At 66.7% G+C, this 12,312-nt stretch carries 7 protein-coding genes; 5 read left to right on the plus strand and 2 right to left on the minus strand.

What is annotated here, in order from left to right; all coding sequences use genetic code 11:
• Positions 1 to 93 precede the first annotated feature (93 nt).
• Together ACW5IY_RS09375 and ACW5IY_RS09380 are read left to right on the plus strand one after the other, a co-directional pair.
• Entirely contained in the window at positions 94 to 969 is an 876-nt protein-coding gene (locus tag ACW5IY_RS09375; protein WP_049437239.1) for a LysR family transcriptional regulator, read from the plus strand.
• Positions 970 to 1,317: 348 nt separating this feature from the next.
• Positions 1,318 to 3,204 carry an ATP-binding cassette domain-containing protein gene (locus tag ACW5IY_RS09380; RefSeq protein WP_049437237.1) on the plus strand — a complete coding sequence of 629 codons (1,887 nt, stop codon included), beginning with the start codon at positions 1,318 to 1,320 and terminating at the stop codon, positions 3,202 to 3,204.
• Between the two features lie 144 nt (positions 3,205 to 3,348).
• Here the strand turns inward: ACW5IY_RS09380 and ACW5IY_RS09385 are convergent, their stop codons facing one another.
• Together ACW5IY_RS09385 and ACW5IY_RS09390 are read right to left on the minus strand one after the other, a co-directional pair.
• Positions 3,349 to 3,810: a c-type cytochrome gene (locus ACW5IY_RS09385; RefSeq protein WP_005416218.1), complete on the minus strand. Its 462-nt coding sequence runs from the start codon at positions 3,808 to 3,810 to the stop codon at positions 3,349 to 3,351.
• Between the two features lie 9 nt (positions 3,811 to 3,819).
• Positions 3,820 to 4,209 (minus strand): c-type cytochrome, encoded by a 390-nt coding sequence (locus tag ACW5IY_RS09390; protein ID WP_005413034.1) that lies wholly within the window; start codon positions 4,207 to 4,209, stop codon positions 3,820 to 3,822.
• A 206-nt stretch (positions 4,210 to 4,415) separates the two neighbouring features.
• Here ACW5IY_RS09390 and ACW5IY_RS09395 point away from each other — a divergent pair, with 206 nt between their 5' ends.
• From ACW5IY_RS09395 to ACW5IY_RS09405, 3 genes are read left to right on the plus strand one after another with little or no spacing between them, the layout of a single operon-like run.
• Positions 4,416 to 5,567, plus strand: coding sequence for an efflux RND transporter periplasmic adaptor subunit (locus ACW5IY_RS09395; protein WP_010484552.1), 1,152 nt, complete (start codon positions 4,416 to 4,418; stop codon positions 5,565 to 5,567).
• 56 nt (positions 5,568 to 5,623) lie between these two features.
• Positions 5,624 to 9,085: an efflux RND transporter permease subunit gene (locus ACW5IY_RS09400; protein WP_152609479.1), complete on the plus strand. Its 3,462-nt coding sequence runs from the start codon at positions 5,624 to 5,626 to the stop codon at positions 9,083 to 9,085.
• Positions 9,082 to 12,162 carry an efflux RND transporter permease subunit gene (locus tag ACW5IY_RS09405; RefSeq protein ID WP_010484555.1) on the plus strand — a complete coding sequence of 1,027 codons (3,081 nt, stop codon included), beginning with the start codon at positions 9,082 to 9,084 and terminating at the stop codon, positions 12,160 to 12,162. Before ACW5IY_RS09400 ends, ACW5IY_RS09405 begins: the two co-directional genes overlap by 4 nt.
• The last annotated feature ends 150 nt before the right edge of the window (positions 12,163 to 12,312 follow it).

Genomic DNA, 12,312 nt, shown 5'->3' on the forward strand with positions numbered 1-12,312 from the left:
AGCGCTGGAGAGATGGGGCAAGCGTGCGCCTGAGTCGATGACCTGTAAAACGAATAATATGGGTGAAACCTACCCATAAAGGAGGTAAGTGCCATGCGCCTGACCTTGCGCCAGCTGCAGGTCTTCGTCGCCATCGCCGATCACGGCAGCACTACCGCCGCCGGCCAGGCCATCGCGCTTTCGCAATCGGCCAGCAGCGCCGCCCTGCAGGAGTTGGAAGCGCACTTCGGTACCCCGCTGTTCGACCGCATCGGCCGCCGCCTGGCGCTGAACGGGCACGGCCGCGCACTGCTGGAGCCGGCGCGTACCTTGCTGGTCAACGCCGCCGATCTGGAGCGGCAGCTGGCCGCCGGCGGCGACCCGTCACAGGGGGCACCGCTGCGGCTGGTGCTGGCGGCCAGTACCACCATCGGCAACTACCTGCTGCCACCACGCATCGCCGAGCTGCTGCGCCAGGCGCCGCAGGCCGAGGTTGATCTGCGCATCGACAACAGTGCCGGCGTGGTCGCCGCTGTGCAGCGCCTGGACGTCGACGCAGGCCTGATCGAAGGCCCCTGCCACGAACGCGGCCTGCAGGTCACGGCCTGGCAGCAGGATCCGCTGGTGATCGTGGCTGCCGCCGACACCCCCGCGCGCTGGTCGCTGGACGAACTGCGCCGCGCTCGCTGGCTGCTGCGCGAGCCCGGCTCCGGCACCCGCGAAGCCGTCGAACAGGCGCTGCTGCCGCATCTGCGCGGCTTCGCCCAGACCCTGCAACTGGGCAATACCGAAGCAATCAAGCAGGCCGCCATCGCCGGCCTCGGCCTGGCCTGTCTTTCGCGTCACGCGCTGGAAGAACCACTGGCCCTGGGCCGCCTGCGCGTGCTCGAAACCCCGTTGCCCGCCCTGCAGCGCACCCTGTGGCTGGTCCGCCACCCGGGCAAGCAATGGTTGCCGGGGTTGCAGGCGTTGTTGGGGGAGGTGGGGTAATCCATCAGAACCCCAGTGGATCCCATCCATCGACAGTCCCTCCAGCGTTCATCCACGCATGGCGTGGATCTACCGTGTCGACCAAGTTCGACACCCACCAGAGCAGAATGCCGTTCCGACAGATCGCGGGAAGCTGTCAGAGGCGGGGCGGTGTGGGTTTGCAGGACCGTTGGCGCCACGGATGGCGCCATCGAGCCCCCAAGGATGGGTTTACGGCGTGTCCTGCAGACCCACACCGCCTCGCCAGCCCACAGGAAACCCGCTTCAGCTGTTGCTTCGGCGGTTGACGTTGCCTCTGCGGGTGCCGGGTGCAACCCGGCCGACGCCCCCAACCCGTACAATATCCGGATGCCTCTGATTACCCTACAGAACGTCGACTTCAGCGTCGGCGGCCCGTTGTTGCTGGAAAAGGCCGAACTGTCGATCGAGCCGGGCGAACGCATCGCCCTGATCGGCCGCAACGGCGCCGGCAAATCCACCCTGCTCAAGCTGCTGTCCGGCGACCACAAGCCCGATGACGGCGAAGTCCGCGTGCAGCAGGGCGTGCGTGTCACCCGCCTGGAGCAGGAAGTGCCGCACGGCGCGGCCGGCTCGGTGTTCGACGTCGTCGCCGATGGCCTCGGCGAACTGGGCCAGTGGCTGGCCGAATTCCACCACCTCAGCCATGCCGAGGTCTTCGATGGTGAAGCCCTCGGCAACGTGCAGGCCAAGATCGACGCCGCCAACGGCTGGGGCCTGGACCAGCGCGTCAGCGAAACCCTGACCAAGCTCGATCTGGACGGCGAGGCCGAGTTCGGCCGCCTGTCCGGCGGCATGAAGCGCCGCGTGCTGCTCGCGCGCGCGCTGGTGTCCAGCCCGGACGTGTTGCTGCTGGACGAACCCACCAACCACCTGGATATCGAAGCTATCGACTGGCTCGAAGCGTTCCTGAAGGGCTGGAGTGGCAGCGTGGTGTTCGTCACCCATGACCGCCGCTTCCTGCGTGCGCTGGCCACCCGCATCGTCGAGATCGACCGCGGCCAGGTCACCAGCTGGCCGGGCGACTGGGCCAACTACGAGCGCCGCCGCGAGGAACGCCTCAACGCGCAGGCGCAGGAAAATGCCCGCTTCGACAAGCTGCTGGCGCAGGAAGAAGTGTGGATCCGCCAGGGCATCAAGGCCCGTCGTACCCGCGATGAAGGCCGTGTGCGCCGCCTGAAGGCGATGCGCAACGAGCGTTCCGCGCGCCGCGATCTCAGCGGCAACGTCAAGATGGAAGCCGCGCAGGGCGTCAGCTCCGGCAAGAAGGTCATCGACGTCAAGGACATTTCGTTCGCCTTCGGCGAGCGCACCATGGTCCGCGACTTCACCACCACCATCCTGCGCGGTGACCGCATCGGCCTGATCGGCCCCAACGGCAGCGGCAAGACCACGCTGCTGAAACTGCTGCTGGGTGAACTGCAGCCGGCCAAGGGCGAAGTCAACGCCGGCACCAACCTGCAGATCGCCTATTTCGACCAGTACCGCGCGGTGCTGCGCGAAGACTGGAGCGCGATCGAGAACGTGGCCGAAGGCCGTGACTTCCTCGAGTTCAACGGCAAGCGCAAGCACGTGCATGCCTACCTGCAGGACTTCATGTTCACCCCGGAACGTGCGCGCGCACCGATCACCCGCCTGTCCGGTGGCGAGCGCAACCGCCTGCTGCTGGCCAAGCTGTTCGCGCAGCCGTCCAACCTGCTGGTGATGGACGAACCGACCAACGACCTCGACGTGGAAACCCTGGAGCTGCTGGAAGAGCTGCTGGGCGACTACACCGGCACGTTGCTGTTGGTCAGCCACGACCGTGACTTCATCGACAACGTGGTGACCTCCACGCTGGTGATGGAAGGCGACGGCGTGATCGGTGAGTACGTCGGCGGCTACAGCGACTGGCAGCGTTATGCGGCCAGTGTGGCGGCGACGCCTGCTGCGGCACCGGCAGCCAAGCCGGCGGTCGCCGCACCGGCCACCCCGACTGCTGCAGCTCCGGCCGCACCGAAGCGCAAGCTGGCCTACAAGGAAGCGCGCGAACTGGAGCAGCTGCCGAAGACCATCGAGAAGCTGGAAGGCGATGTCGAAGGGCTGACCTCGGCGATGAACGATCCGTCGTTCTACACCCGCAGCAGCGCCGAAGTGACCGCGCACACCCAGCAGCTGGCCAAGGTGCAGGCCGAGCTGGATGCCGCGTACGCACGCTGGGAAGAGCTGGAAGGCTGAGTTCGCCGGGTTCGTGCGGACCAACGGTCCGCACCTACCGACGCCGGTGCCTGGTAGATCCACGCCATGCGTGGATGCCTGCATCAGTGCGGACCAAGGTCCGCACCCACCAAAGCGGATTCCGCACCCACCGGGGGCCAGCGGTCATTTGACCCCGTGCAGGTCCCGCAGCTGGCTCGGCCGGCTGCCGAAGTACGCCGCCAGATCGGCGATGTCCTGATCACTCAGGTCCTTCGCCTGCGGCGTCATCAGCGCATGCTGGCGGTCTCCGGCGCGGTAGGCCTGCAGCGCATGTGCCAGGTAGTCACCGTACTGCCCACCCAGCTTCGGATAGGTCGGGTCGATCGGCGCATTGCCGTCAGCCCCGTGGCAGTCGATGCAGCTCTGGTTGGTGGCCTTGCCCTTCACCTTGGCGCGGGCTTCACCGGCGGCCTCGCGGCCTGCGGGCAGGCCGGCCGAAGAAGAAGAGCCGTGTTCGCCGCTGGCATGGCCCGGGTCGGCGGCGGATTTCTCGCTGTTTTCCACCTGCGACTGCGAACAGGCCGCCAGCAGCAGGGCAACGGACAGGGCGATGGCGTGACGCATCGGATGCGCGGCTTTCGACATGGGCGGGCCTTACTTGACGGTGGACAGGTAAACAGAGAGATCGGCGATCTCCTGTTCGCTGAAACTCATCGACTGCGCCTGCATCGTCGGATGCCGGCGCTTGCCCTGGCGGTACTCGGTCAGGGCCTGGGCCAGGTACTGCTGGGTCTGGCCGCCGATCTTCGGCACCCGGTAACTGGGGTAGGCGTTCTTGTAGCCGGTGATCCCGTGGCAGCCCTGACAGGTGTAGGCCAGGACACGGCCATTGTCGAAGTTGCCGGTGGGGGCGGCGGGCGCCGGGGCAGCGGCGGGAGCCGGGGCCGGGGCCGGTGTGGCAGGAGCAGGAGCGGGCTGTGCGGCGGCCCCAAGGGGCAGGAGGACGGCCAGAGCGAGACAAGCGGCGAGCGGCTGCGGGCGCATGGTGTCGTTTCCGGGGATTCGGGTCTGGTCGTTCCGGCGTGGGGTACGGAACGACCCGAGTATAGCCCCAGGTTTCATCTAGCTGAAATGGGGGGCGGGCCGACCAGTGGCACGAAGGCACCATGACCTTTGGGATATGGTGTTGCCGTGAAGTGGTGCATTACTTTGCTACCACACCTGTCCACGCATCCTCCAGGGACCTGACGATGTCGCACCCAACCTTCCTGTCCGGCCGTCGCAGCGGAATCTGCGCTGCCGCACTGCTGATCTCCACCTCCCTGCTGCTGGGCGGTTGCGCCGCAGGGCCCAATTCCGAAGCCAAGGCCGCCGAGACCAAGGAGGAGAAGAAGGTCGACGCGGTCCCGGTCGAAGTGGCCGTGGCCAGCCACCGTGCCGTCGCGGCCAGCTACACCGGTACCGCCGCGTTGGAACCACGCGCCGAATCGCAGGTGGTCGCCAAGACCTCCGGCGTGGCGCTGGCGGTGCTGGTCGAGGAAGGCCAGCGGGTGACCGCTGGCCAGCCGCTGGTGCGCCTGGACCCGGACCGCGCACGCCTGGCCGTGGCGCAGAGCGAAGCGCAGATGCGCAAGCTGGAAAACGACTATCAGCGTGCACAGAAGCTGGTCGTCCAGCAGCTGGTCAGTGCGGCCAGCGTTGACCAGCTGCGCTACGACCTGGAAAACGTCCGTGCGCAGTACCGCCTGGCCACGCTGGAGCTGTCCTACACCACGGTGGTGGCGCCGATCTCCGGCGTGATCGCCTCGCGCTCGATCAAGACCGGCAACTTCGTGCAGATCAACACGCCGATCTTCCGCATCGTCGACAACTCGCGGCTGGAAGCCACGCTCAATGTGCCCGAGCGCGAGCTGGCCACGCTGCGCGCCGGCCAGCCGGTGACACTGGCTGCCGATGCACTGCCGGGGCAGAGCTTCACCGGCACCGTCGATCGCATCGCGCCGGTGGTGGATTCGGGCAGCGGCACGTTTCGCGTGGTCAGTGCCTTCGACGGCGCCGCGCACGCGCTGCAGCCCGGCATGTTCGGCCGCATCCGCATCGATTACGACCAGCGTGCCGATGCGCTGGTGGTGCCGCGCCTGGCGCTGCTCGACGACGGTGAGCCGGCGGTGTTCCGGGTGCGCGAAGGCAAGGTCGCACGCGTTCCGGTCAAGCTGGGTTACGCCGAGGGCCCGTGGGTGGAGATCCGTGATGGCCTGGCGGCCGGTGATCAGGTGGTCACCGCCGGCAAGGTCGCGCTGCGCGACGGCACCGCAGTGCAGGTGATCGCTGATCCGAAGGCAAAGGCGAAGACGGTCGCAGCGGCCGCCAAGCCGGCAGACAAGGCCGGGAGCAAGCAATGACCGCCCCGGGCCACGACCAAGGTGCCTCGCCGGCGAGCGACGGCGCCGCCGCGGGCATGCGCGGCGGCCTGGTGGAATTCGCCACCCGCCGCCGCGTGACCATCGCCATGTGCACGGTCACCCTGCTGCTGTTCGGGCTGATCGCGCTGGGCAACCTCAAGGTCAACCTGCTGCCTGACCTGAGCTACCCGACGCTGACCGTGCGCACCGAGTACACCGGTGCGGCGCCGACCGAAATCGAAACCTTGATCACCCAGCCGGTCGAAGAAGCGGTCGGCGTGGTCAAGAACCTGCGCAAGCTGAAGTCGGTCTCGCGCACCGGACAGAGCGACGTGGTGCTGGAGTTCGCCTGGGGCACCAACATGGACCAGGCCAGCCTGGAGGTGCGCGACAAGATGGAAGCGCTGAACCTGCCACTGGAGGCCAAGGCCCCGGTGCTGCTGCGCTTCAATCCGTCCACCGAGCCGATCATGCGCCTGGTGCTGTCGAACAAGGCGGCACCGGCCAGCGATGCCGATGCGATCCGCGAGCTGACCGGCCTGCGCCGCTATGCCGATGAAGACCTGAAGAAGAAGCTGGAGCCGGTCACCGGCGTCGCAGCGGTCAAGGTCGGCGGTGGCCTGGAAGACGAGATCCAGGTCGACATCGACCAGCAGAAGCTGGCGCAGCTGAACCTGCCGATCGACACCGTCATCAAGCGCCTGAAGGACGAGAACATCAACATCTCCGGCGGCCGCTTGGAGGAGGGTTCGCAGCGCTTCCTGGTGCGCACCGTCAACCAGTTCGCCGATCTGGAGGAAATCCGCAATCTGCTGGTCACCACCCAGGCGTCGAACGGCAGCGCGGCCGACTCGGCACTGCAGCAGATGTTCAACATTGCCGCGTCGACCGGTTCGGCGGCGGCCATCGCTGCGGCGTCGGCGGCGCAGAGCGCATCATCCGGCGGCAGCTCCAGCGTGGTCGCCAACGGTGTGCCGGTGCGCCTGAAGGACGTGGCCACCGTGCGCCAGGGCTACAAGGAGCGCGAAGCGGTGATCCGCCTGGGCGGCAAGGAATCGGTCGAACTGGCGATCTACAAGGAAGGCGACGCCAATACCGTGTCCACCGCCGAAGCGCTGCGCAAGCGCCTGGAGCAGATCAAGGGCACGTTCCCGTCCGACGTCGAGATGACCACCATCGAGGACCAGTCGCGCTTCATCGAGCACGCCATCGCCGATGTCAAGAAGGATGCGGTGATCGGTGGCCTGCTGGCGATCCTGATCATCTTCCTGTTCCTGCGTGATGGCTGGAGTACGTTCGTGATCAGCCTGTCGCTGCCGGTCTCGATCATCGCCACGTTCTTCTTCATGGGCCAGCTCGGCCTGAGCTTGAACGTGATGTCGCTGGGCGGTTTGGCACTGGCCACCGGCCTGGTGGTGGACGACTCGATCGTGGTGCTGGAGAGCATCGCCAAGGCCCGCGAGCGTGGCCTGGGCATCCTGCAGGCGGCCATCGTCGGTACCCGCGAAGTGAGCATGGCGGTGGTCGCCTCGACCCTGACCACCATCGCGGTGTTCCTGCCGCTGGTGTTCGTCGACGGCATCGCCGGCCAGCTGTTCCGCGACCAGGCACTGACCGTGGCGATCGCCATTGCGATCTCGCTGCTGGTGTCGATGACGCTGATCCCGATGCTGAGCTCGCTGAAGGGACGGCCGCCGCTGGCGTTCCCGGAAGAGGCACCGAACGAGCCGTGGCAGCCGCAGAACCGCTGGCAGAAGCCGGTGGCGCTGGGTCGCCGTGGTGCCGTGGCGACCGCGCGCTGGAGCTTCTATGCACTGGCCTGGCTGGTCGTGCGGGCGTGGCGTGGCGTGGTGGCGGTGGTCGGTCCGGTGATGCGCAAGGCCAGCGATCTGGCGATGAAGCCCTATGCGGGTGCCGAGCGCGGCTACCTGCGGCTGCTGCCAAGTGCGCTGGCGCATCCGGGCAAGGTGCTGGGCGTGGCCTCGATCATCTTCGTGGCGACCATGGCGCTGGTGCCGATGCTCGGTGCCGACCTGATTCCGCAGCTGGCGCAGGACCGCTTCGAAATGACGGTGAAGCTGCCGGCCGGCACGCCGCTGAAGCAGACCGATGCGCTGGTGCGCGAGCTGCAGCTGGCGCATGGCAAGGGTGAAGGCGTGGCCTCGCTGTATGGTGTCAGTGGCAGCGGCACCCGCCTGGATGCCAGCCCGACCGAAAGCGGCGAGAACATCGGCAAGCTGACCGTGGTGATGGAAGGCGGCGGCAATGCACGTACCGAAGCGGAGATCACCGAGCGCCTGCGTGACACCATGGGCCAGCATCCGGGTGCACAGGTCGACTTCGCGCGCCCGGCGTTGTTCAGCTTCTCCACGCCGCTGGAAATCGAGCTGCGCGGGCAGGACATGGCGACCCTGGAAGTGGCCGGCCAGCGCCTGGCGGCGATGCTGCGCGGCAACGCGCACTACGCCGACGTGAAGTCGACGGTGGAGGAGGGCTTCCCGGAAATCCAGATCCGCTTCGACCAGGAACGCGCGGGTGCGCTGGGCCTGACCACCCGCCAGATCGCCGATGTGGTGGTCAAGAAGGTGCGCGGTGATGTCGCCACCCGCTACAGCTTCCGCGACCGCAAGATCGACGTGCTGGTGCGTGCACAGGAAGGTGATCGTGCCAGCGTGGAAAGCATCCGTCGCCTGATCGTCAATCCCGGCAGTACCCGTCCGGTGACGCTGGACGCGGTTGCCGAAGTGGTTGCCACCACCGGCCCCAGCGAGATCCATCGTGCCGACCAGACCCGCGTGGCCGTGGTCTCGGCCAACCTGCGCGACATCGATCTGGGTGCGGCCATGCGTGAAGTGCAGCAGATGGTGGCCGAGCAACCGCTGGGCGCGGGTGTCGGCCTGCACATCGGCGGCCAGGGTGAGGAGCTGGCGCAGGCGGCGAAGTCGCTGATCTTCGCCTTCGGCCTGGCGATCTTCCTGGTCTACCTGGTGATGGCCTCGCAGTTCGAGTCGCTGCTGCATCCGTTCGTGATCCTGTTCACCATCCCGCTGGCGCTGGTCGGCGCGATCCTGGCACTGATGCTGACCGGCAAGCCCATCTCGGTGGTGGTGTTCATCGGCTTGATCCTGCTGGTGGGCCTGGTCACCAAGAATGCGATCATCCTGATCGACAAGGTCAACCAGCTGCGCGAGGCCGGCGTGGCCAAGCATGAGGCCCTGGTGGAAGGTGCACGTTCGCGCCTGCGGCCGATCATCATGACCACGCTGTGCACGCTGTTCGGCTTCCTGCCGCTGGCGGTGGCGATGGGCGAGGGCGCTGAAGTGCGTGCACCGATGGCGATCACCGTGATCGGTGGCCTGCTGGTGTCGACCCTGCTCACCCTGCTGGTGATCCCGGTGGTGTACGACCTGATGGATCGCCGCGGTGATGCCTATTACCGCGAGCGTGGCCGCAAGCACGCCGGTGAGATCGAGCCGGGTGCAGCAGGCAGCGCGGCGGGTGCGGAGGAACCGGCATGAGTGTTGCCGAGTTCTCCATCCGCCGTCCGGTCACCACCATCATGTGTTTCGTGTCACTGGTGGTGATCGGCCTGATCGCCTCGTTCCGGCTGCCGCTGGAAGCGCTGCCGGACATCTCCGCGCCGTTCCTGTTCGTGCAGATCCCGTACACCGGTTCGACGCCGGAGGAAGTGGAGCGGACCATCATCCGCCCGGTGGAGGAATCGCTGGCGACGATGACCGGCATCAAGCGCATGCGCTCGTCGGCCACCTCCGAGGCGGCGCTGATCTTCATTGAGTTCAGCGACTGGGACCGCGACATCGCCATCGCCGCCTCCGATGCACGCGAACGCATCGATGCGATCCGCAGCGACCTGCCCGATGACCTGCAGCGCTACAACGTGTTCAAGTGGTCCAGCAGTGACCAGCCGGTGCTGAAGGTGCGCCTGGCCAGCACCACCGACCTGACCACCGCCTATGACATGCTCGACCGCGAGTTCAAGCGGCGCATCGAGCGCATCCCCGGCGTGGCCCGCGTCGACATCACCGGCGCACCGCCGAACGAGGTGGAGATCGCCATCGATCCGAACCGCCTCAACGCGCACGGCCTGAGCATCAATGAGCTGAGCGAGCGCCTGCGCACGCTGAACTTCTCGATCTCGGCCGGACAGATCGACGACAACGGCCAGCGCGTGCGCGTGCAGCCGGTAGGCGAGATCACCGACCTGCAGGAAATGCGTGACCTGGTGATCAACGCCAAGGGCCTGCGCCTGGGCGACATCGCCGACGTGCGCCTGAAACCGGCGCGGATGAACTACGGGCGTCGCCTGGACGGCAACCCGGCCGTCGGCCTGGACATCTTCAAGGAACGCAGCGCCAACCTGGTGGAAGTCTCGCGCGCGGCGCTGGCCGAGGTCGAATCGATCCGCGCGGAGCCGTCGATGCGCGACGTGCAGATCAAGGTGATCGACAACCAGGGCAAGGCGGTGACGTCCTCGCTGCTGGAGCTGGCCGAGGCCGGTGCGGTCGGCCTGATCCTGTCGGTGACGGTGCTGTTCTTCTTCCTGCGCCACTGGCCATCGACGCTGATGGTGACCCTGGCCATTCCAATCTGCTTCACCATCACCCTGGGCTTCATGTACTTCGTCGGGGTGACGCTGAACATCCTGACCATGATGGGCCTGCTGCTGGCGGTGGGCATGCTGGTCGACAACGCCGTGGTGGTGGTGGAGAGCATCTACCAGGAGCGCGAGCGCCTGCCAGGGCAGCCGCGGCTGGCCTCGATCATAGGCACCCGCAACGTGGCCATCGCGCTCAGCGCCGGCACGCTGTGCCACTGCATCGTGTTCGTGCCGAACCTGTTCGGCGAGACCAACAACATCAGCATCTTCATGGCGCAGATCGCGATCACCATCTCGGTCTCGCTGCTGGCCTCGTGGCTGGTTGCGGTCAGCCTGATCCCGATGCTGTCCGCGCGCATGGCCACGCCCAAGCTGGTTCACTCGCAGACCGGCATGATCGCGCGCCTGCAGCGCCGCTACGCCAGGCTGCTGGACTGGTCGCTGCACCATCGTGGCTGGAGCCTGCTCGGCATTCTGCTGGTGGTGCTGGTCAGCCTGGTGCCGATGAAGCTGACCAAGATCGACATGTTCGGTGGTGACGGCGGCAAGGACATCTTCATCGGCTACATGTGGAAGGGCGCCTACACCTACCGGCAGATGTCCGAGGAAGTGGCGCGGGTGGAGAACTGGATCGATGCCAACCGTGAACGCCTGCACGTCAAGCAGGTCTATTCCTGGTACAGCGAGCAGGAAGGCAGCTCCACCGTGGTCACCCTGGACGAGAAGTACGCCAAGGACATCAAGGCGCTGCAGGAAGAACTGCGCAAGGGCCTGCCGAAGTCGGCCCGCACCGACTACTTCGTCGGTAACCAGGGCGGCGATGGCGGTGGTGGCGGCAACCAGGGCGTGCAGGTGCAGCTGGTCGGCGACTCCAGTTCGATGCTGCAGGAGATCGGCCAGGAAGTAGTGCCGCTGCTGGCCCAGCGCGCCGAGCTCCGCGATGTGCGCATCGACAATGGCGAAAAGGGCGGCGAGCTGAAGGTGCGCGTTGACCGCGAGCGTGCGGCGGCGTTCGGCTTCAACGCCGAGCAGGTGGCGAGCTTCGTCGGCCTGGCGCTGCGCGGTGCGCCGATGCGCGAGTTCCGCCGCGGCGACAACGAAGTACCGGTATGGGTGCGCTTCGCCGGCGCCGAGCAGAGCAGCCCGGAAGACCTGGCCGGTTTCAGCGTGCGCACCGGCGACGGCCGCAGCGTGCCGCTGCTGAGCCTGGTCACCGTTGACGTCGGCTCGTCGGCCACCCAGATCGGCCGCACCAACCGCCAGACCACGCTGACCATCAAGGCCAACCTGGCCGAGAAGGTCACCGCGCCGGATGGCCGCAAGGCGATGGAGTCGGTGCTCAAGCCGATGAACTTCCCGGCCGGCTATGGCTTCACCTTCGACGGCGGCGACTACGGCAACGATGACGAAGCCATGCAGCAGATGGTGTTCAATCTGCTGATCGCGCTGGTGATGATCTACGTGGTGATGGCAGCGGTGTTCGAGTCGCTGCTGTTCCCGGCGGCGATCATGAGCGGCGTGCTGTTCTCGATCTTCGGCGTGTTCTGGCTGTTCTGGATCACCGGCACCTCGTTCGGGATCATGTCCTTCATCGGCATCCTTGTGCTGATGGGGGTGGTGGTGAACAACGGCATCGTGATGATCGAACACATCAACAACCTGCGGCGCGGCGGCATGGGCCGAACGCAGGCACTGGTTGAAGGCTCCCGCGAGCGCCTACGCCCGATCATGATGACCATGGGCACGGCGATCCTGGCGATGGTGCCGATCTCGCTGACCAACACGCAGATGTTCGGCAATGGCCCGGAGTACGCGCCGATGGCGCGCGCGATTGCTGGCGGCCTGGCGTTCTCGACCGTGGTCAGCCTGCTGTTCCTGCCGACCATCTACGCGGTGCTGGATGACCTGCGCAATGCCGTGACGCGGCTGATCCGCCGTGCGCGCGGCCTGGAGGTCGTGGCGGGTACCCCGGTGTAGTGGTCGAGCTTGCTCGACCGTAATGCGCGACAACGTGTTGTGGTGTGGGGGAGGCCGGTCGTAGTGGGGCGGCCTCCCCCTTTTTTTTCGCTCGTCGCGTCTGTTTGCCTCTGTAGAGCCGAGCCGATGCTCGGCTGCTGTTCGCCACAT

Source organism: Stenotrophomonas sp. C-A (assembly GCF_054030835.1).

Excerpts from the sequence above, each read along its gene's own strand:
- ACW5IY_RS09395 (WP_010484552.1), top strand. The coding sequence starts at position 4,416 with ATGTCGCACCCAACCTTCCTGTCCGGCCGTCGCAGCGGAATCTGCGCT.
- ACW5IY_RS09405 (WP_010484555.1), top strand. The coding sequence starts at position 9,082 with ATGAGTGTTGCCGAGTTCTCCATCCGCCGTCCGGTCACCACCATCATG.
- ACW5IY_RS09380 (WP_049437237.1), top strand. The coding sequence starts at position 1,318 with ATGCCTCTGATTACCCTACAGAACGTCGACTTCAGCGTCGGCGGCCCG.
- ACW5IY_RS09385 (WP_005416218.1), bottom strand. The coding sequence starts at position 3,810 with ATGTCGAAAGCCGCGCATCCGATGCGTCACGCCATCGCCCTGTCCGTT.
- ACW5IY_RS09390 (WP_005413034.1), bottom strand. The coding sequence starts at position 4,209 with ATGCGCCCGCAGCCGCTCGCCGCTTGTCTCGCTCTGGCCGTCCTCCTG.
- ACW5IY_RS09400 (WP_152609479.1), top strand. The coding sequence starts at position 5,624 with ATGCGCGGCGGCCTGGTGGAATTCGCCACCCGCCGCCGCGTGACCATC.
- ACW5IY_RS09375 (WP_049437239.1), top strand. The coding sequence starts at position 94 with ATGCGCCTGACCTTGCGCCAGCTGCAGGTCTTCGTCGCCATCGCCGAT.